Source organism: Stutzerimonas stutzeri (assembly GCF_000935215.1).
Lineage (GTDB): Bacteria > Pseudomonadota > Gammaproteobacteria > Pseudomonadales > Pseudomonadaceae > Stutzerimonas.
In genome coordinates, this window is record NZ_JXXD01000157.1 from 1 (window position 1) to 20,722 (window position 20,722).

18 protein-coding genes, 2 tRNA genes and 2 pseudogenes are annotated in these 20,722 nt (G+C 61.6%); 11 read left to right on the forward strand and 11 right to left on the reverse strand.

Features of this window, described 5'->3' with window-relative positions; all coding sequences use genetic code 11:
- The 11 genes and pseudogenes from LO50_RS16430 to LO50_RS16480 all read left to right on the forward strand — a co-directional run.
- Positions 1-462: pseudogene (locus LO50_RS16430) on the forward strand (polynucleotide adenylyltransferase PcnB); the annotation flags it as partial.
- 1 nt (position 463) lies between these two features.
- Positions 464-991 carry a 2-amino-4-hydroxy-6-hydroxymethyldihydropteridine diphosphokinase gene (folK, locus tag LO50_RS16435; RefSeq protein WP_014819251.1) on the forward strand — a complete coding sequence of 176 codons (528 nt, stop codon included), beginning with the start codon at positions 464-466 and terminating at the stop codon, positions 989-991.
- A gap of 127 nt (positions 992-1,118) precedes the next feature.
- Positions 1,119-1,919 (forward strand): 3-methyl-2-oxobutanoate hydroxymethyltransferase, encoded by an 801-nt coding sequence (panB, locus tag LO50_RS16440; protein WP_014819250.1) that lies wholly within the window; start codon positions 1,119-1,121, stop codon positions 1,917-1,919.
- Positions 1,916-2,776 carry a pantoate--beta-alanine ligase gene (panC, locus tag LO50_RS16445; RefSeq protein ID WP_014819249.1) on the forward strand — a complete coding sequence of 287 codons (861 nt, stop codon included), beginning with the start codon at positions 1,916-1,918 and terminating at the stop codon, positions 2,774-2,776. Before panB ends, panC begins: the two co-directional genes overlap by 4 nt.
- Positions 2,777-2,859: 83 nt before the next feature.
- A complete protein-coding gene (gene panD, locus LO50_RS16450; protein WP_044315664.1) occupies positions 2,860-3,240 on the forward strand; it encodes an aspartate 1-decarboxylase in 381 nt (126 codons plus the stop codon).
- Between the two features lie 360 nt (positions 3,241-3,600).
- Positions 3,601-5,265, forward strand: a complete 1,665-nt coding sequence (gene pgi / locus LO50_RS16455; protein ID WP_044315665.1) for a glucose-6-phosphate isomerase — start codon at positions 3,601-3,603, stop codon at positions 5,263-5,265.
- Positions 5,266-5,402: 137 nt separating this feature from the next.
- A complete protein-coding gene (locus tag LO50_RS16460) occupies positions 5,403-6,278 on the forward strand; it encodes an oxygenase MpaB family protein (RefSeq protein WP_044315666.1) in 876 nt (291 codons plus the stop codon).
- Between the two features lie 64 nt (positions 6,279-6,342).
- Complete coding sequence (locus LO50_RS16465) at positions 6,343-7,359, forward strand: class I SAM-dependent rRNA methyltransferase (RefSeq protein ID WP_044315667.1); 1,017 nt, start codon at positions 6,343-6,345, stop codon at positions 7,357-7,359.
- A gap of 85 nt (positions 7,360-7,444) precedes the next feature.
- Entirely contained in the window at positions 7,445-10,288 is a 2,844-nt protein-coding gene (locus LO50_RS16470) for a DUF748 domain-containing protein (RefSeq protein WP_044315668.1), read from the forward strand.
- Complete coding sequence (locus LO50_RS16475; RefSeq protein ID WP_014819244.1) at positions 10,288-10,584, forward strand: DUF2845 domain-containing protein; 297 nt, start codon at positions 10,288-10,290, stop codon at positions 10,582-10,584. The genes LO50_RS16470 and LO50_RS16475 overlap by 1 nt, the downstream gene beginning before the upstream one ends.
- 18 nt (positions 10,585-10,602) lie before the next feature.
- Complete coding sequence (locus tag LO50_RS16480) at positions 10,603-10,914, forward strand: DUF2845 domain-containing protein (RefSeq protein ID WP_041016128.1); 312 nt, start codon at positions 10,603-10,605, stop codon at positions 10,912-10,914.
- Positions 10,915-10,987: 73 nt separating this feature from the next.
- On the opposite strand, the gene LO50_RS16485 is transcribed toward LO50_RS16480, so the two are convergent.
- The 11 genes and pseudogenes from LO50_RS16485 to LO50_RS16535 form a co-directional block, all read right to left on the reverse strand.
- Positions 10,988-11,356 (reverse strand): BON domain-containing protein, encoded by a 369-nt coding sequence (locus LO50_RS16485; protein ID WP_044315669.1) that lies wholly within the window; start codon positions 11,354-11,356, stop codon positions 10,988-10,990.
- Between the two features lie 264 nt (positions 11,357-11,620).
- On the reverse strand, positions 11,621-13,726 hold the full coding sequence (pnp, locus tag LO50_RS16490) for a polyribonucleotide nucleotidyltransferase (RefSeq protein WP_044315670.1): 2,106 nt from the start codon (positions 13,724-13,726) through the stop codon (positions 11,621-11,623).
- A 164-nt stretch (positions 13,727-13,890) separates the two neighbouring features.
- Entirely contained in the window at positions 13,891-14,160 is a 270-nt protein-coding gene (gene rpsO, locus LO50_RS16495) for a 30S ribosomal protein S15 (protein WP_003293213.1), read from the reverse strand.
- 114 nt (positions 14,161-14,274) lie between these two features.
- The gene (gene truB, locus LO50_RS16500; protein ID WP_044315671.1) at positions 14,275-15,192 is read right to left on the reverse strand and encodes a tRNA pseudouridine(55) synthase TruB; all 918 of its coding nucleotides are present in this window, start codon (positions 15,190-15,192) and stop codon (positions 14,275-14,277) included.
- 2 nt (positions 15,193-15,194) lie between these two features.
- Complete coding sequence (gene rbfA, locus LO50_RS16505) at positions 15,195-15,584, reverse strand: 30S ribosome-binding factor RbfA (protein WP_003280893.1); 390 nt, start codon at positions 15,582-15,584, stop codon at positions 15,195-15,197.
- Positions 15,585-15,686: 102 nt separating this feature from the next.
- Positions 15,687-18,188 (reverse strand): translation initiation factor IF-2, encoded by a 2,502-nt coding sequence (infB, locus tag LO50_RS16510; protein WP_044315672.1) that lies wholly within the window; start codon positions 18,186-18,188, stop codon positions 15,687-15,689.
- A 28-nt stretch (positions 18,189-18,216) separates the two neighbouring features.
- Positions 18,217-19,698 carry a transcription termination factor NusA gene (gene nusA, locus LO50_RS16515; RefSeq protein ID WP_014819237.1) on the reverse strand — a complete coding sequence of 494 codons (1,482 nt, stop codon included), beginning with the start codon at positions 19,696-19,698 and terminating at the stop codon, positions 18,217-18,219.
- A gap of 47 nt (positions 19,699-19,745) precedes the next feature.
- The gene (gene rimP, locus LO50_RS16520; RefSeq protein ID WP_044315673.1) at positions 19,746-20,204 is read right to left on the reverse strand and encodes a ribosome maturation factor RimP; all 459 of its coding nucleotides are present in this window, start codon (positions 20,202-20,204) and stop codon (positions 19,746-19,748) included.
- A gap of 127 nt (positions 20,205-20,331) precedes the next feature.
- A tRNA-Met gene (locus tag LO50_RS16525) sits at positions 20,332-20,408 on the reverse strand.
- Between the two features lie 94 nt (positions 20,409-20,502).
- Positions 20,503-20,588: transfer RNA gene (locus LO50_RS16530), tRNA-Leu, on the reverse strand.
- A gap of 7 nt (positions 20,589-20,595) precedes the next feature.
- Positions 20,596-20,722: pseudogene (locus LO50_RS16535) on the reverse strand (preprotein translocase subunit SecG); the annotation flags it as partial.

Sequence of the window (20,722 nt, forward strand, 5' to 3'; positions counted from 1 at the left end):
CTCTTTGCCGCACTACTCTGGCCCGCCCTGCCCGCCCGCGTACTGGAACTGCAGGACCGTGGCATGCCGCCGATCCCGGCGATGCAGGAAGCGGCGCACGACATCATCTGGGAGCAGTGCCAGCGCACCGCGATTCCGAAACGCTTCACCATCCCCATGCGCGAGATCTGGGACATGCAGGAGCGCCTGCCGCGCCGCCAGGGGCGCCGCGCCGATCAGTTGCTGGAAAATCCGCGCTTCCGCGCCGGCTACGATTTCCTTCTGCTACGCGAAAGCGCCGGAGAGAAAACCAACGGCCTCGGCGACTGGTGGACCGGATATCAGGAAGCCAGCGACAGCGAACGTCGCAACATGATTCGCGGCCTCAGCAACAAGGAAGAAGCCGGCGGAGCGAAGAAGCGTCGTCGTGGGGGGCGCCGCCGCCGTGGTCCGGGCGACAACGCCGCCAACCCGGCCGAGTAAAATGGAGCGCGTCTACATCGGCCTGGGCAGCAACCTGGCCGATCCGCAACAGCAACTGCGCGGCGCCCTGCAAGCGCTGGCTGACCTGCCACAGAGCAGTCTCGCAGCAGTATCGTCACTCTATGCCAGCGACCCACTCGGACCAGCCGACCAACCACGTTACGTCAACGCCGTGGCCGCACTGGACACCAGTCTCGCGCCGCTCGATCTGCTCGACGCCCTGCAACGCATCGAGCAGGCCCAGGGCCGTGAGCGCAAGGCGGAGCGCTGGGGTCCGCGTACGCTGGATCTGGACATCCTGCTGTTCGGCGATCGCCTGATCGCAGAACCCCGTCTGCAGGTTCCGCATTATCACCTGCAAGCCCGCGCGTTCGTGCTCTACCCGCTCGCTGAAGTCGCTCCGGCGGAGTTGCTGCTGGCCGATGGTCGCCGACTCGTCGACCTGCTCACCGCCTGCCCCTTCAGCGGTCTCGAGCGGCTTGGCGATGACGGTGTCACCGCCGCGGTAACGAACGTAACGCGCGGGTAACACTCGCGATTGACTTACTCTGTCGCCGCCGGGACTATAAGCGCCCTCTGCCATCCGCGGCCCCATGCACCCAACCGGTGCGCCGCGCGGCAACCCTGACCTCCGAGGCTCGAAGAGGACGGCATTCATGCCAGACGTAACCCTGACCACGCTGCAAGGGCTCAAGCAGAAGGGCGAAAAGATCGTCATGCTCACCTGCTATGACGCCACCTTCGCCAAGACCGCCTGCGATGCGGGCGTCGAGATGCTTCTGATCGGCGATTCACTCGGCATGGTCCTGCAAGGTCACGACAGCACCCTGCCGGTCACCGTTGCCGACATGGCCTATCACACCGCCAGCGTCAAACGCGGTAATCGTGGCGCGATGATCGTCGCCGACCTGCCGTTCATGGCCAACGCCACCACCGAGCAGACCCTGAACAATTCGGCCGTGCTGATGCAGGCTGGCGCACACATGATCAAGCTGGAGGGCACCGCCTGGCTGGCCGAGTCGATCCGCCTGCTGGCCGAGCGTGGCATTCCAGTCTGCGCACACATGGGCCTGACGCCACAGGCGGTCAACATCTTCGGCGGTTACAAGGTACAAGGCCGCGAGGAAGCCCAGGCACTTCAGATGCTGGAGGACGCCAAGGCGCTGGAAGCCGCCGGTGCAGCCATGCTGCTGCTCGAGTGCGTACCCAGCGAACTGGCTGCGCGCATCACCCGGGCGGTGCAGATTCCGGTGATCGGCATCGGCGCCGGCAGCGACACCGACGGCCAGGTGCTGGTGTTGCACGATATGCTCGGGCTCTCGCTCGGTGGCCGCGTACCGAAGTTCGTCAAGAACTTCATGCGCGAGCACGGTGACATCCCATCCGCCATCGCCGGCTACGTGAAAGCCGTCAAGGCCACCGAATTCCCCGCAGTCGAACACGGTTTCTCCGCATGAACATCGTCAAGACCATCGCCGACCTGCGTGCCGCAGTGTCCCGCGCCCGTGGGGAAGGCAAGCGCATCGGCTTCGTGCCGACCATGGGCAACCTGCACGCCGGCCACATCGCGCTGGTGAAGAAGGCCGGGCAGCGCGCCGACTTCGTGGTCGCCAGCATCTTCGTCAATCCACTGCAGTTCGGCCCCAACGAAGACCTGGACAACTACCCGCGCACCCTCGCTGCGGATCAGGACAAGCTGTTCGAAGCCGGCTGCCACCTGCTCTTTGCGCCGAGCGTCGAAGAGATTTATCCGCACGGCCAGGCCCAGCAGACCATCGTTCGCGTGCCCGGCGTTTCCGAAGGTCTCTGCGGTGGCAGCCGCCCCGGGCATTTCGACGGTGTATCCACCGTGGTCAGCAAGCTGTTCAACATGGTGCTGCCGGACCTCGCCGTATTCGGTCAGAAAGACTTCCAGCAGCTGGCGGTGATCCGCACCATGGTCCGCGATCTGAACATGCCAGTGCAGATCCTCTCGGAGCCGATCGTTCGCGCCGCCGACGGCCTGGCGCTGTCTTCACGCAACGGCTATCTGAGTGCAGACGAGCGCGCCACGGCTCCATCGCTGTACCGCACCCTGAGCCAGCTGGACGTAGCGATCCGGGGCGGTCGCCGCGACTACCCGGCGCTGATCGCCGAAGGCCTGAGCGCTTTGCAGGCTGCCGGCCTGCGTCCGGACTATCTGGAGATTCGCAACGCAATCGACCTGCAACCGGTCAGCGAGCGCTCCACCGAGCTGGTCATCCTCGCCGCCGCCTACCTGGGCAAGACGCGACTGATCGACAACCTGCTGGTGGACATCCACACATCGGCCTGATCCCAGCCATTTGCCCGCAGCCTTGATCACGTTCGAGGCTTAAGGCACACTCTGCGCCGCTTGCGCACCCGGAGGACCCCGCCATGCACGCCATCATGCTCAAGGCCAAACTGCACCGCGCCCAGGTAACTCACTCGGTGCTCGATTATGAAGGTTCCTGCGCCATCGACGGCGAATGGCTGGACCTGGCCGGCATCCGTGAATACGAACAGATCCAGATCTACAACGTCGACAATGGCGAGCGCTTCACCACCTACGCCATCCGCGGCGAGGAAGGTTCGAAGATCATCTCGGTCAACGGTGCCGCTGCTCACAAGGCCGGTGTCGGCCACCGCCTGATCATCTGCGCCTATGCGCACTACAGCGAGGCCGAGCTGGCCAGCTTCAAACCGCATGTGCTCTATATGGGCGCAGAAGGCGAGCTGAGCCATACCAGCAACGCCATCCCGGTTCAGGTCGCCTGAGTCACCGTTCAGGTGTCGTCGAATAGAAGCCCGAAGTGTTCTGCACTTCGGGCTTTTTCGTTTGAACATGGCTGAACGGCCGATAGGTGGACGAACCAAAGTACAGGCCGGGCAGAATAGAAGGCAATGGCCCGGAACGGAGTGGGGGTTTCCCCTGTCTGAGCTGACTCTGATGGCATAGGATGTGCCTTCACCGGCTCGGTGAAAGCCGGGTTCGGCCAGCATCCGCAGCATTCAGGAGGAGTGCCGGCGCGCCCGCACGGTCATACACATTACTGAATCCCGTCGCGACCAACGCGCGCCTGCGCGTGCAACAGCAGGGGTTCAGCGGCCTGTCAAAGCAAAGGAAGCCGCATCACCATGAGCTACTACCAGCATCCGCTCGATGTCACCGGCCTGCCGTCCTGGAAGGCCCTGGAAGAACACCGCCTGGCCATGCAGAACTTCAGCATGCGCGAAGCATTCAAGGCCGACCCGACGCGCTTCGATGATCTGTCGGTTTCCTGCAGCGGCCTGTTTCTCGACTACTCGAAGAACCTCATCACACCCGAAACCCGCACCCTGCTGGTGAACCTGGCCCGCGAGGCCGGCGTCGAGCAGGCGGCTCGCGCCATGTTCGACGGCGAGCGCATCAACGCCTCGGAAAACCGTCCCGTGCTGCACACCGCCCTGCGCCGCCCGATGGGCGAATCGGTGATGGTCGACGGCAAGAACATCATGCGTGACGTGCACACCGCGCTGGCACAGATGACCGACATCGTCACCCGCATCCACAACAACCTGTGGCGCGGCTTCAGCGACAAGACCATCACCGACGTGGTGAACATCGGCATCGGCGGCTCGTTCCTCGGCCCGCAGCTGGTATCCGAGGCGCTGTTGCCGTTCACCCAGCACGGCGTACGCACGCACTACCTGGCGAACATCGATGGCAGCGAATTCCGCGAAGTGACCGCCAAGCTGAACGTCGAAACCACGCTGTTCATCATCTCCAGCAAGACGTTCGGCACCCTCGAGACGCTGAAGAACGCCCAGGCCGCACGCACCTGGTATCTGGGCAAGGGCGGCACCGAAGAGAAGCTCTACCGCCACTTCATCGCCGTCACCAGCAACAAGCAGGCGGCGGTCGAATTCGGTATCCGCGAAAAGAACATCTTTCCGATGTGGGACTGGGTCGGCGGTCGCTATTCGCTGTGGTCGGCGATCGGCTTGCCCATCGCCCTGGCGATCGGCATGTCCAACTTCAAGGATCTGCTGTCCGGCGCCTACAGCATGGACCAGCATTTCCTCAGCGAGCCGTTCGAAAGCAACATGCCGGTGCTGCTGGCGATGCTCGGCGTCTGGTACCACAACTTCTGGGGTGCACAGAGCTACGCGTTCCTGCCTTACGACCACTACCTGCGCAACTTCGTCAAACACCTGCAGCAGATGGACATGGAGTCCAACGGCAAGAGCGTGCGCCAGGACGGCACACCGGTGTCCTGCACCACCGGCCCGGTGATCTGGGGCGGTGTCGGCTGTAACGGCCAGCACGCCTACCACCAGCTGCTGCACCAGGGCACACCGCTGATCCCGGCCGACTTCATCGTGCCCGTGGTCAGCCACAACCCTGTCGCCGATCACCACGAGTGGCTCTACGCCAACTGCCTGTCGCAGAGCCAGGCCTTGATGCGCGGCAAGACGCGCGAAGAAGCCGAGGCCGAACTGCGCGCCAAGGGCCTCAGCGAGGCCGAGGTGCAGCGTCTCGCCCCGCACAAGGTGATCCCCGGCAACCGCCCGAGCAACACCGTAGCGATGGAAACCATCAGCCCCGGCCGCCTCGGCGCACTGATCGCGCTGTACGAGCACAAGGTCTTCGTCCAGGGCGTGATCTGGGGGATCAACTCCTTCGACCAGTGGGGCGTGGAGCTCGGCAAGGATCTGGGCAAGGCCGTCTACAACCAGATGACCCGCTTCGATGCTGCGCCCGCAGAGGATGCCTCCACCCAGGGCCTGATCGACTTCTTCCGCGGCCGCCACCGCGGCTGATATCGTCCCTCGACCGGACAACAGTGCGGCGCTGCTGTCCGGTCTCTCCTCCTTCCCCCGTTACCACCGCCAATTGGCGAGCCCTCTGCGTCTGTTCAGGTAACATCGCCGCTTGCCAAGCCAACAGCGCTGTCGCCATGGAATTCATTCGCCGTCATATCGAAACCCGCGTGCTCAGCCTTACCGGGCTGGCGATCGGCGGTGTCGATTACGAAAATCCTCCGGGCGATCCCGGCCTGTTCGGGCCTGAGTCCGTGTGCTGGCGCGTGCATGGCGACTTCACCTCGATGATGGTTGGCGGAATCTCCGCACTTTTATTGCAGGCGCTGCACCCGTTGGCGCTGTCCGGTGTGTGGGATCACTCTAATTTTCGCGAGGACCTGCTCGGCCGCCTGCGGCGCACCGGGCAGTTCATCTCTGCCACTACCTTCGGTAGCCACGCCGATGCGGACCGACTGATCGAGCGGGTCAAGCGGATTCATGCAGGCGTATCCGGTACGGCGCCGGATGGTCGTCCCTACGCCGCGTCGGATCCCGACCTGCTGACCTGGGTGCACGTCGCCGAGGTCAGTAGCTTTCTCAAGTCACACTTGCGCTACCTCAATCCGGATCTACCCCCTGCCGAGCAGGATCGCTATTACGCCGAAGTGGCGCTGATCGCCGAGCGCCTCGGCGCCGGTGACGTGCCGCGTTCGCGCGCGCAGATCGAGGCTTATCTCGAGCGCACCAGCCCCCAGCTCCGGAGCGACGAGCGTGCGCTGGAAATCCTGCAGATACTGCGTACCGCCCCGGCGCCCAGCCCCCTGCTCAGGCCCTTCGGAACGCTGATGCTGCACGCTGGTGTCGAGCTCTTACCCGAATGGGCTCAGGAAATGCTTGGCCTGACACTGAGCGAAAGCCGACGCCAGCTGATCCGCACCGGGGTTCGCAGCACCGCGCCGGTAGTGCGCTGGGCCGTACGCAGCGGCTCGGTACACCGCGCGCGTCGACGCATGGGCCTGCCGCCACGCTAGCGCCAGGCAACCAGCGCAGCGATTCTTGATAGACTGCGCGCCCTTCTATTTCGAGTCGCCGCGCATGTCATCCCTCGTCCAGGCGCTGCGCGCCGCCTTCGATAGCCGCCGCCCACTGCTCGACGAATTGCAGCAGCAAGGCACCGATTGCTACCGGCTGTTCCATGGCAGCCAGGAAGGCGCGGCCGGCTTGACGGTCGATCGCTACGGCCCGCAGCTGATGGTGCAAAGCTTCCATCAAGCGCTCGACGCGCAAGCGCTGCAGAGCATCCATGACGAAGCCACCGACTTTCTCGGGCAACCGCTCCAGCTCATCTACAACGATCGCTCGCAGAGCAACTCACGGATCGATCGCAGCAACCAGGCGCATCAACCGGAGGACGTGGCGCTGGAAGATCAGGTCGCCCATGAGTGGGGCCTGCGCTATCGCGTGCGAGGCCGCCACAGCGGGCAGGACCCACTGCTGTTCCTCGACCTGCGCAACGCCCGCGGCTGGGTCAAGCACCACAGCGCCGGCAAGTCGGTGCTCAATCTGTTTTCCTACACCTGCGGCGTCGGCCTGTGCGCCGCCGCAGGCGGAGGGGCGGAAGTCTGGAATGTCGATTTCGCCGAGCGCAACCTGGCAGTGGGCCGGGAAAACGGCGAGCTGAACCCTTCCCTGCCGCCAATGCAGTTCGTACATTCCGACTACTTCCCGGCGATCCGCCAACTGGCCGGTCTGCCGGTCAGCGCCCGTCGCGGACGAGCCTTGCCGGACTACCCGCGCCTGGTACAACGTCAGTTCGATCTGGTACTGCTCGATCCGCCCGCCTGGGCACGCAGCGCCTTCGGCACGGTGGACCTGCTGCGCGACTATCAGAGCCTGCTCAAGCCGGCGTTGCTGGCAACCGCTGAAGATGGGGTGCTGATCTGCTGCAACAACCTGGCGAAGGTATCGATGGATGAGTGGCGGCCCCTGGTGCTGCGCTGCGCCGAGAAGGCCGGCAGGCCGGTACGCGAATGGCAGGCGCTGGCACCGGCTGCCGACTTCCCCTCGCGCGATGGGCTGCCCCCACTGAAGACCCTGATTCTGCGGCTTTGACCGCATTGCCCGTATCGCTCGATTCGGGGAACCGCGTACGCGTGCCATACTCCAAGGCAACCATCCGCCAGGAATACTTCCGGTCATGCCCAATGGAATGAAGCGTGCGTTCACCGGGGTGGCGCTCGTGCTGATCTGCTACAGCCTGCTTGGCTTTCTGATCCTGCCGGGTATCGCCCAGCGCATCGCCAATCAGCAGCTTGCGGCCTACGCAACCGTGCCGGCCAGCCTGCAACGTATCGAATTCAACCCCTTCAGCCTCGAGCTCTCGCTGTTCGGCCTGCGCATCGGCGAGCAGGATGATCGTCAGCTGGCCTTCGAGCGGCTCTTTCTCGACCTGCAGTGGGACAGCCTCTGGCAACGCACGCTGCACCTGGCCAATGTCGAGCTGATCGAGCCGGACGTCGAGGTGCGCTTCGCCGAAGATGGCACGCTCAATCTCAGCCAGCTGTTCGAGGTGCCTGAATCAGAGCCGACGGCCAGCGAGGACGCTGACACCTTTCCGCTGCGCATGGATCGTCTGCAACTGGCAGGCGGCCGCCTAACCTTCATGGACCAGCGTCCGAGCGAACCCATTGCCCTGGTCTACGATTCACTGGATTTCGAACTGCACAATCTCGCCACCCGCAGCGACGGCAGCGCCGATGCCCGTCTAACCGCCAGCGGGCCGAGCGGTGGGCGCATCGACTGGCAGGGCGATATCAGCCTGCAACCACTGACATCCAGCGGTCAGTTGCAGATCAGCGATCTCCAGCTCAAGGACCTGTGGCCCTATGTGCGCGATGCCGTGCCCCTGACACTCAAGGATGGCAGTCTTGAGTTCAGCACGAACTATCGCCTGGACCTCAGCGATGACCTCGCGCTACGACTGGAGAATGCCAAGGCCGCACTCAGCCCACTGGCCCTCGACAGCCCCGATGGGCACAAGCTGATCCGCATGGAGCGACTCGAGCTGAGCGAAACGTCGCTGGACCTGGCCAGGCAGCAGATCAGTATTGGCAAACTGCGCAGCCGCAATCTGGAAACCTGGGCGGCCCGGGAAGCGGACGGAGAACTCGACTGGCAGAAACTGTTCGCCTCGACCAGCGACAAGACAGATGCCGACGCGCCGGCCACGGACGACACAGCAAAGGGAGCCAACGCACCCTGGCAGGTGTTGTTACGCGACGCTCAGTTGCGCGACTACCGGGTCCATCTCGTCGATCGCGTCCCGGACGATGAAGTCGCGCTGGAGCTGGGCCCGCTGGATTTGAACATCCGCGAGTTCGACAGCCTCGGCACCAGCCCCTTCTCCCTCGAACTGGAAACCGGAGTCGGTAAGCAAGGCGCCATCCAGGCCAACGGGCAACTTCAGATAAGCCCCGTGAGCGGCAAGCTGGCGGTGACGACGCGAGATATCGACCTGCGCATCGCTCAGGCCTATCTCAGCCCACTGGTCCATCTGGAAGTGCGCAGCGGCCTGCTGGCCAGCGAACTCGAGGTCGAGCTGAAGTCCACCGAGCCGCTGGCCTTCAGCGTTCGGGGCAGCGTAGACGCCACTCAGCTGCATACGCTGGACACGATCAACAATCGCGATTTCGTCAAATGGCAGCGCCTGCAACTCAGCGGCCTCGACTACCAGCACCCGAGCAGCCTGGCAATTGAGCGCGTCGACCTCAGCCAGCCTTATGCGCGCTTCATCATCAACCCGGACCTGAGCACCAACATCAACGACCTGCTGGTCGAGCGCAGTGAGGCTGGGGATGACAACGCACAGGCACAAGACTCCTCCGAGCCGCTGGCTATCCGTATCGGCGGCATTGCCATTGCCGACGGCTCGGCGAACTTTGCCGACTTCAGCCTGCGACCGCCCTTCGTCACCGCCATCCAGTCGCTCAACGGAGATATCGGCACCCTGGACAATCTCGAGCAGAAAGCCGCCTCGGTAAATGTCGCCGGCAAGGTGGATCAGTACGCGCCGGTCAGCATCAAGGGCAGCCTGACGCCTTTCGATCCACTGCAGAGCCTCGACATCGCCATGAGCTTCCGCCAGGTCGAGCTGACCACGCTGACGCCTTACTCCGGCAAATTCGCCGGCTACCGGATCCGCAAGGGCCGCCTCAATCTGGATCTGCATTACCGGATTGAGCAGGGTCGTCTAAACGCAGAAAACAAGGTCGTTCTGGAGCAGCTTCAGCTTGGCGAGAAGGTCGACAGTCCTGACGCCGTGGATCTGCCTGTTCGGCTAGCGGTCGCCCTGCTCAAGGACAGCAAGGGCACCATCTCCATCGAATTGCCGGTGCAGGGCAACCTGAACGACCCGCAGTTCAGCGTCATGCCGATCGTCTGGCAGACGCTGCGCAATCTGGTGGTTCGCGCAGCCCAGGCGCCATTCAAGTTCATAGCCGGACTGGCCGGCGGAAGCGACGCCGACCTCAGCCATGTCGGTTTCGAACCGGCCAGCAGCGAGCTGGATAGCGAAGCGCGCAAACGTCTGGAGGTGGAAGGCATGAGCGCCGCTGCCGTCGATGGCGCGCTGCTGGCCGAGCAACGCCTACAGCAGGAGTTCCGCGAAACCCAGTATCGAATCCTGCAGCGTCGTGGCGACAAGGTGCCCGCGGACGCCAGTCAGATCCAGGTCGAAGCGGAAGACGAGGCCGCGTTGCTGGAAGGCATCTACCGCAGTCGCCTCAAGCAGCAGCCGCCAGCCGAGTGGCGCGAACTGGACGACGAAGAGCGCGCCGCACAGATGCGCAAGGCCGTGCTCGATTCCTGGAGGGACAGTGCAGCGTTGCTGCGCCGCCTCAGCCGCGAACGTGCGGCCGCGATAAAGGGCTATCTGGTAGACGTGGGCCTGGACTCGGAGCGGGTGTACCTGCTGGACACCGGCACAACCGAACAGGGAAGCGACGGTAAGGTCGCGACGGCGATGCACCTGGGGAGTGAATGATGATCTCGCGTAAATACGTTGTTGCTTGTGTACTGCTGGCCGCGTTTTCCGGGGCTCACGCCGATACCCTTCGTTGCGGGAGCCAGCTCGTCACCACGGGTGACCGCGCCTTCGAAGTGGAAAGCAAGTGCGGCGTGCCGCAGCACCGCGATCTTGTCGGCTACACGCTCAGCCGTAACGACCGCCAGGAGTTCGCGCTGGAGGAATGGGTTTACGGTCCGCGTAATGGCATGCTCAGCATCCTGACCTTCGAAGGCAACCGCCTGGTTCGCATTGAAACCCGCAGAGCCAACTGATCCCCTGGAGCCATACCGATGGACCGTCGCGTTCCCGCCACACTTCTGCTTTGCCTGTTGCTTGTCACCCTGCAAGCGCAGGCCTCTTCTACCTATCGCTGCAACAGCCGCCTGGTGAGCCTGGAAGCCACCACGGCCGAGGTTCGCAGCAAATGCGGCGAGCCATCCAACGCCGCCTTAGTAGGTTACAAGGAGATCGTTGATGATCATGGCTACCAACAGGAGGTGCCTGTCGAGGAATGGGTCTATGGGCCGAACAACGGCATGCTCCATTTCCTGCGATTCGAAGGCAATCGTCTCCGGCAAATCACCAGTGAGCGAGGAAACTAGGACACAAAAAACCCCACTATAGAGTGGGGTTTTCTGATTTGCGCCCCGCCAGCGACTGGCGAGGAGAACTCTGTTACTCGGCGGTTTTCAGGCCGTCGGCAGAGACTTCACGAACGCCTTTGATGCCCTTGGCCTTGGCCACGGCAGCTTCTTTCTCGGCTTCGGTAGCTACGGTCCCGGACAGCGAGACGACGCCATCCTTGGTTTCCACTTCTATGTCCATGCCGGGAGTCGCGTCTTCGGCCAGCAGGGTGGATTTCACCTTGGTGGTGATCCAGGTATCGGAAGCAGCATCACCGGCATCGTCCATAGTGTTGGCGGCCAGCATGACGGTATCGTTCTTGTCGATGGCAGGCGTGGTATCGGCCAGAGCGGCGCCGGCGAACGGCAGGCTAAGAGCAGCGGCGATGGCAGCGGCAGTAAGTGTCTGAGTAGTCTTCATAGATGTCACTCCTGTTCTCGTGGTTTCTGGGGCATGACTCCGGCCTCAGATGCACGAATAACAGCGCAAGCGTTGTGCCAACTTGAATTTATTTTTTTATCCTTAATAATCAATAAGTTATGCATGGCAGCAATTAACGGTTTACTTGCACATTGCAAGTTTCCCCCGGCCGCTGCGTGCATCTTGCAATCTCGTACAGGCATTGAATAAATATCACGACCAAACAAAAAGGGCCCGAAGGCCCTTCTGTTCAACTGCCAGCTGTCAGACGCCAGAGGCTTCAGCCGCGGCAACGTCCTTGATGGAGAGCTTGATACGGCCGCGGTTGTCCACGTCCAGCACCAGCACCTTCACTTCCTGACCTTCTTTAAGCACATCGGTGACTTTCTCGATACGCTGATCGCTGATCTGCGAGATGTGCACCAGGCCATCCTTGCCCGGGAGGATGTTTACGAACGCGCCGAAGTCGACGATGCGCTCGATCTTGCCGACGTAGATCTTGCCGATTTCGGCTTCAGCGGTGATGCCCAGTACGCGCTGCTTGGCCGCCTCTGCCGCTTCCTTGGTTTCGCCGAAGATCTTGATCGAGCCATCGTCTTCGATGTCGATCGAGGCCTTGGTCTCTTCGCAGATAGCGCGAATGGTGGCGCCACCCTTGCCGATCACGTCACGGATCTTGTCTTGGTCGATCTTCATCGCCAGCATGGTCGGGGCATTGGCCGACAGCTCGCTGCGTGACTGGGCGATGACCTGGTTCATCTGGCCGAGGATGTTCAGGCGAGCTTCCAGAGCCTGCTCCAGCGCCTGCTCCATGATCTCTTCGGTGATTCCCTGGATTTTGATGTCCATCTGCAGCGCGGTCACGCCCTTGGCGGTACCGGCTACCTTGAAGTCCATGTCGCCCAGGTGATCTTCGTCACCGAGGATGTCGGTCAGAACGGCAAACTTCTCGCCTTCCTTGACCAGACCCATGGCGATACCAGCCACCGGAGCCTTCATTGGCACACCAGCGTCCATAAGGGCCAGGGAAGCACCGCAGACGGAAGCCATGGAGGACGAACCATTGGATTCGGTGATTTCCGACACTACACGGATGGTGTAGGGGAATTCGTCGGCGCTCGGCAGCATGGCGGCGACGCCACGACGGGCCAGACGACCGTGGCCGATTTCGCGACGGCCAGTAGCACCCATCCGACCACACTCGCCCACCGAGTACGGCGGGAAGTTGTAGTGCAGCATGAAGGGGTCTTTCTTCTCGCCTTCGAGGGTGTCGAGCAGCTGTGCATCACGGGCGGTGCCTAGAGTGGCAACTACCAGAGCCTGGGTCTCACCACGGGTGAACAGCGCCGAACCGTGGGTCTTGTCGAGTACGCCGACCTCGATGTTCAGCCCGCGGACGGTGCGGGTGTCGCGACCATCGATGCGTGGCTTGCCATTGACGATGTTCTCGCGAACGGTGCGGTATTCGATCTCACCGAAAGCGTCCTTCACTTCGCCAGCAGACGGCTGGCCTTCTTCACCGGAGAACTTGGCAACGACCTGGTCCTTCAGCTCGCCCAGGCGCGCATAGCGGTCCTGCTTGATGGTGATGGTGTAGGCCTGGGAGATGGCTCCGCCGAACTCGGCACGGATGGCGTCCAGCAGTGCGGTATTGGCCTGCGGAGCGGTCCAGTCCCAGCGCGGCTTGCCGGCTTCAGCGGCGAGCTCTTCGACCGCCTTGATCACAGCCTGGAACTCGTCGTGGGCGAACAGGACGGCGCCCAGCATCTGATCTTCGGTCAGCTCTTTGGCTTCCGATTCGACCATCAATACAGCGTCTTTGGTGCCGGCTACGACCATGTCCAGGCTGGAGGCCTTGAGCTGCTCGTAGTTCGGGTTCAGCAGGTAGCCAGTTTCAGGATGGAAAGCCACGCGTGCGGCACCGATCGGGCCATCGAACGGAATGCCGGAAACAGCCAGAGCGGCCGAAGTACCGATCATCGCGGCGATGTCCGGGTCAGTCTTCTTGCTGGTGGAAACGACGGTACAGATGACCTGCACTTCGTTCTGGAAACCTTCCGGGAACAGCGGACGAATCGGACGATCGATTAGACGAGAGGTCAGGGTTTCCTTCTCGGAAGGACGCGCCTCCCGCTTGAAGAAGCCGCCAGGGATCTTGCCGGCTGCATAGGTCTTCTCCTGGTAATGCACGGAGAGCGGGAAGAACCCCTTGCTCGGATCGGCGGTCTTGGCACCGACCACGCTTACCAGCACGGTGACGTCGTCATCGACGGTGACCAGCACTGCGCCGGAGGCCTGGCGGGCGATACGACCCGTTTCCAGGGTTACGGTCGACTGACCGAATTGAAACTTCTTGATTACCGGATTCACGGTTTTTCCTTCTCTTTGTTGCCTTGGGGAAATTGGCAGAACGTTCGGGAGTCGGCCCGAAACGACCTGCAAGAAAGCCAAAAGCTGGAAGACCGAAGCTGATCGAGGGATACCCCACTTTCAACTTCAGGCTTCCAGCTTCCGGCTTCCAGCGCGGGCGCGTCTTAGCGACGCAGACCCAGACGACCGATCAGGGTGCTGTAACGAGTGGTGTCCTTACCCTTCAGGTAATCCAGCAGCTTGCGGCGCTGGTTAACCATGCGGATCAGACCACGACGCGAGTGGTGGTCTTTGCCGTTGGCCTTGAAGTGGTCCTGCAGCTTGTTGATGTTGGCGGTCAGCAGGGCTACCTGCACTTCCGGAGAACCGGTATCGCCTTCAGCTTGCTTGTACTCGTTAACGATCTGGGCTTTTTCTTCAACGCTCAGTGCCATGATAGGGCTCCTTGAGTGAACAGGCCGGGAATCATCCCGTGTTTAATAAAGAGAAATGACCGTGCCTGCTGACAGCCACCCTCTGACGCAACGCGCGAACGCGCCGCGTAACGGTCATTCCGACCGAATCAACCGACGTGGCGCGATGCGCCCGTCTTCGCTCACTTCACCGATGCCGATGAAGCGACCATTGTTATCCTGTACGCGAACCATGCCGTACTTGGGAGCTTCTGGCGCCCGCACCGGTTGTCCATGCAGCCAGTAATAGGCACTGTGCTCGGACAGCTGCAACAACGGCCAATGCTCAAGCCCGCTGTCCACCGGCTGCAAGAGACTATCCAGCGCCTCGGCACCACCCTCACCATGCAACTGCTCAAGCGTCTCGAGCGTTACCGTCTGCGACAGGTCGAACGGCCCGGCCTGGGTTCGCCGCAGCTCGGCAACGTGCGCACCACAGCCGAGCAACTGGCCGATGTCTTCGACCAAGGTGCGGATATAGGTGCCTTTGCTGCATGCAACGGCCAGTCGCGCCTTGTCGCCGTCGAGCGAGAGCAACTCCGAGCGCGCAATATTAACAGAACGCGGCTCGCGCTCCACCACCTCTCCGGCACGCGCCAGTTTGTACAGCGGCTGGCCATCGCGCTTGAGTGCCGAATACATCGGCGGCACCTGCAGGATGTCACCGCGAAACTGCGGCAACAGCGCCTCCAACTGCTCGACGGTAACCGCTACCGGCTTGCGCTCCAGAACCTCACCTTCGGCATCAGCAGTGGTCGTGGTGACCCCCAGCTGCATGACCGTCTCGTAGGCCTTGTCCGCGTCCAGAAGGTACTGCGAGAACTTGGTGGCCTCGCCAAAACACAGCGGCAACACACCAGTGGCAAGAGGGTCGAGACTTCCGGTATGCCCAGCTTTTTCCGCGTTGAGCAACCAACGGACCTTCTGCAACGCAGCATTGGAGGTGAACCCGCGCGGCTTGTCGAGCAGGATGATGCCATTGACGTTACGGCGTACACGCTTGACCTGTGCCACGCTTATTCTCCGCGCTCGTCGCTGTGCTTGCGATCTTCCGCCACTGCGCGCTCGATCAGCGAGCTCAACTCGACACCACGACGAATGCTGGCGTCGTAGTTGAAATGCAGTTGCGGAACAGTGCGCAGCTTCATGCTCTTGCCCAGCTGCATGCGCAGGAATCCGGCAGCGTCGTTAAGGATGCGCAGGTTGCCCTTGACCGCCTCCTGGTCGTCATCTTGCCCCATGATGGTGATGAAGATCTTCGCGTGGGAAAGATCACGACTGACGTCGACCGCAGTGATGGTGACCAGACCCAAACGCGGATCCTTGATCTCACGCTGAATGAGCAGCGCCAGTTCGCGCTGCATCTGATCGCCGATACGCTGGGTACGACTGAATTCTTTGGCCATAAATTTCCACCCGTTTAAAAGCCGAAAGCTGGAAGCTCGAAGCAGTGACCGCATTCAGGCGGCCACCGACTCCTTGCTTCCAGCTTTCAGATTGACGCTTGCTTACAGCGAACGCGCCACTTCGACCTTCTCGAACACTTCGATCTTGTCGCCGACCTTGACGTCGTTGTAGCTCTTCACGCCGATACCACACTCCATGCCGGCACGGACTTCCGCGACGTCATCCTTGAAGCGGCGCAGCGATTCCAGCTCGCCTTCGAAGATGACGACATCGTCGCGCAGGACGCGGATCGGGCGATTGCGATGCACCAAGCCCTCGGTGACCATGCAACCGGCGATGGCGCCGAACTTGGGCGAGCGGAACACGTCACGAACTTCGGCGATGCCGAGGATGTTCTCGCGAACGTCGCTGCCGAGCATACCGGTGAGCGCCTTCTTGACGTCCTCAATGATGTCGTAGATGACGTTGTAGTAGCGCATGTCCAGACCTTCGGCCTCGACGATCTTGCGCGCCCCCGCATCAGCTCGAACGTTGAAGCCGAACAGCACGGCGTTGGAGGCCAGTGCGAGGTTTGCATCGGATTCGGTGATACCACCGACACCGCCACCCACCACACGAACCTGCACTTCGTCGTTGCCCAGACCGTTGAGAGAGCCCTGCAGCGCTTCGAGCGAGCCGCGCACGTCTGCCTTGAGCACGATGTTGAGCGTCTTCTTCTCGTCCTGACCCATGGTCTCGAAGATGTTCTCCAGCTTGCCGGCATGGGCACGAGCCAGTTTCACTTCGCGGAACTTGCCCTGGCGGAACAACGCAACTTCACGGGCCTTCTTCTCGTCGGCCACAACGGTCAGGTCGTCACCGGCTTCCGGCGTACCATCCAGGCCGAGGATCTCGACCGGAATCGACGGGCCGGCTTCCTTAACAGGCTTGCCGTTCTCGTCGAGCATCGCACGAACGCGACCGAAGTTGACGCCACACAGGACCATGTCACCCTGACGCAGGGTACCGTCCTGAACCAGCACGGTGGCTACCGGACCGCGACCCTTGTCAAGGCGCGACTCGACCACCACTCCGCGACCAGGCGCAGACGGCGTTGCCTTGAGTTCGAGGAGCTCGGCCTGCAGCAGAACGGCTTCGAGCAGTTCGTCGACGCCGGTACCCATCTTCGCGGAGACCGGAATGAACGGCGTGTCGCCGCCCCACTCTTCCGGAATCACGTCGAGCGCGCCCAGGCCGTTCTTGATGTTGTCCGGATTCGCATCCGGCTTGTCGATCTTGTTCACCGCGACCACGATCGGTACGCCGGCAGCCTTGGCGTGCTGGACGGCTTCCTGCGTCTGAGGCATCACGCCGTCATCCGCCGCGACCACCAGGATCACGATGTCGGTAGCCTTGGCACCACGAGCACGCATGGCGGTAAACGCCGCGTGACCAGGGGTGTCGAGGAAGGTGACCATGCCACGCTCGGTTTCGACGTGATAGGCACCGATATGCTGGGTGATACCACCAGCCTCGCCGACAGCCACCTTGGCGCGACGAATGTAGTCGAGCAGCGAGGTCTTGCCATGGTCAACGTGACCCATCACGGTCACGACCGGCGCACGCGAGACCGACTCACCTTCGAACTTCAGCAGCTCGGCCAACTGCTCTTCCAGAGCGTTGTCGCTGACCAGCTTGACCTTGTGGCCCAGCTCTTCGGCAACCAGCTGAGCAGTTTCCTGATCCAGCACCTGGTTGATGGTGACGGGCGAGCCCATCTTGAACATGAACTTGATGACTTCGGCCGCTTTCACCGACATCTGCTGGGCCAGTTCGGCCACAGTGATGGTTTCGCCGATCGACACTTCGCGCACTACAGGTCCTGTTGGGCTCTGGAACCCATGCTGATTACGCTTCTTGAGCTTGGACTTGCCGCGACCGCCGCGACGGAAACCATCGGCCTCGTCTTCACCGGTACGTACGGTACGCGCCAGCGGAGCCTTGGTCTTGAGCGAAGGACGATGCTGCGCATGCTTGCGATCACGACGCTCGTCGTCATCACTGCGTGGCTTCTCGACACGACGAGGCTCTTCCTTCTTACGCTCAGGCGCAGGAGCTACAGGCTCGACCGCAACCGGTGCAGGTTCGGCGCTCACCGCCGGCTCAACAGCTGCTGGCGTAGAGGCCTCGCCCTGAGGCTTGACCGACTCAGCCTGACGGCGTGCTTCTTCTTCGGCACGCTCGCGCGCGTCCTGCTCGGCCTTCAGGCGAGCAGCCTCTTCAGCTGCGCGCTGCTCCTCGGCTTCGCGACGCTGTTCGGCTTCGATTTCCTCGGCGCTGCGCTTGACGAAGGTCTTCTTCTTGCGCACTTCAACGCTGATGGTCTTGCTACCGCCAACCTTGAGTTTGGTAGTGGTCTTGCGCTGCAAGGTGATCTTGCGCGGCTCGTCCACTTTCGCCCCGTGGCTGCTTTTCAAATGGGCCAACAGGGCCTGTTTCTCGTTATCGGTCACTACTTGCTCGGCGCTGGTGTGCGACAGTCCTGCCTCACGCATCTGCTGAAGCAGTCGCTCGACCGGTGTGGCGACCACCTGGGCCAGTTCTTTCACCGTGACTTGCGTCATGCATTTCTCTCCTCAGGCCGCTAATTACTTACTCGAACCAATGGGCTCGGGCGGCCATGATCAGCTTGCCGGCACGCTCTTCATCGATGCCGTCTATGTCGAGCAGGTCGTCTATCGACTGCTCGGCCAGGTCTTCGCGGGTGATGACGCCCCGCACGGCCAACTCGACCGCCAGTTCTTTATCCATGCCATCGAGTGCCAGCAGATCTTCAGCCGGCTGAGCATCCGCAAGCTTCTCCTCGTTGGCGATGGCCTTGGTCAGCAGGCGATCTTTGGCCCGCGTACGCAGCTCATTGACGATGTCTTCGTCGAAGCCTTCGATGCCAAGCATTTCCTCCATGGGGACATAGGCAATCTCTTCGAGGGAGGTAAAGCCCTCTTCCACCAGCACCTGTGCAAGTTCCTCATCAACGTCCAACTCATCAATGAAGTTGCGCAGGATGTCACCGGTTTCTTCCTGCTGCTTGGCCTGGATGTCCGCTTCAGTCATGACGTTGAGCGTCCAACCACTAAGCTGACTGGCCAGACGCACATTCTGACCGCCACGGCCGATCGCCTGCGCCAGATTGTCTTCGGCAACCGCGATATCCATGGCGTGAGCGTCTTCGTCGACGATGATCGCGGCCACTTCAGCCGGAGCCATCGCATTGATGACAAACTGAGCCGGGTTCTCATCCCACAGGACTATATCGACGCGCTCGCCGCCGATTTCGCCAGAGACGGCCTGAACCCGCGAACCGCGCATGCCGATGCAGGCGCCCTGCGGATCGATGCGCTTGTCCTTGGAGCGAACGGCGATCTTGGCCCGCGAACCAGGATCACGCGACGCACCCATGACCTCAATGAGGCCTTCGGCGATTTCTGGCACTTCGATGCGGAACAGCTCGATCAGCATTTGCGGCGCAGTACGCGACAGAATCAACTGCGGGCCGCGGTTCTCAGTGCGAATTTCCTTGAGCAGTGCGCGAACACGGGCACCGACGCGGAAGGTTTCACGCGCAATGATGTCTTCGCGAGCCAGCAACGCTTCGGCGTTATTGCCGAGGTCGACGATAACGCTATCGCGGGTCACTTTCTTGACCGTGCCGGAGATGATCTCACCCAGACGATCACGATAGGCTTCTACCACCTGCGCACGCTCGGCCTCGCGCACTTTCTGCACGATGACCTGCTTGGCGGTCTGCGCCGCAATACGGCCGAACTCGATGGACTCGATTTTCTCTTCGAACACATCACCAAGCTTGGCGTCGGGATTACGCGCCTGAGCCTGATCCAATGCCAACTGATGGGCCGGATCTTCAAAGTGCTCATCGTCTACGACAGTCCAGCGACGGAAGGATTCGTAGCTGCCATTGTGGCGATTGATTTCCACACGCAGATCAACTTCGTCCTCGTAGCGCTTCTTGGTAGCCGTGGCCAAGGCCAGCTCAAGCGCTTCGAAAATCACACTCGCCGGTACGCCCTTTTCATTGGACACCGACTCCACAACCAGCAGTACTTCTTTGCTCATCGTACGCCTCGCCTTTCGCAATCCATTGGGTTCCGCGGGATCCGTTCTCAGTCAAAACGGGGAATGATGTTGGCCTTATCGATCATGTCGATCGGCAGCAGGTACTCATGGTCGTCCACCTGCACCACGACATCCTGCTCTTCCACCCCACGGAGAAGACCCTGGAAATTGCGCCTGCCCTCGAAGGGCGAGCGCAGCTTTATTTTTACCTGATCACCGATATGGGCCGTGTACTGTTCGATCGTGAACAGCGGCCGATCCATGCCAGGAGAAGAAACCTCAAGGGTGTAGTCCACGCTGATTGGATCTTCCACATCGAGCACACCGCTCAATTGACGACTGACTTTCTCGCAATCGTCGATGAGGATGCCATCGGCATGGTCGATATAGACACGCAACAGTGAATGCCGCCCCTGGGAAATGAACTCAATACCCCAGCACTGATAGCCAAGCGCCTCAACCACCGGGGCCAACAAGTCCTGCAACTGTTCTAGCTTGCTCGACATCGAAGTCCCTCGCGCATGCTGTACAAATGAAAAATGGGCGAAACGCCCATCCCTTTGACCGCCTGTAAATGCCGGCGACCTGGCCTCAAGCTAATAAAAAGCCCCTGTACAGGGGCTCTTTATTGACTGGTTGCGGGGGCTGGATTTGAACCAACGACCTTCGGGTTATGAGCCCGACGAGCTACCAGACTGCTCCACCCCGCGTCAAACTGGGCACGAATTATACGACCCATGCCTAATACAGGTCAACCGAAACCCTTAAGCACAAGAAAGCCCGCACTAGGCGGGCTTGCTTGTTTGGTACCGAGGAGGGGACTCGAACCCCTACAGCCTATGGCCACTACCACCTCAAGGTAGCGTGTCTACCAATTCCACCACCTCGGCAAAAACCTTATTGCCCTTCCTCCACCTCAGGAAGATCACCAGCAGCATCCGCCGACTTGCGCTGCTCGAGCACAGGGACGTCTTCGACTGCTGGCTTGCTGGCCGGCACTTCCAGCACAGCTGGATCCGGCAGC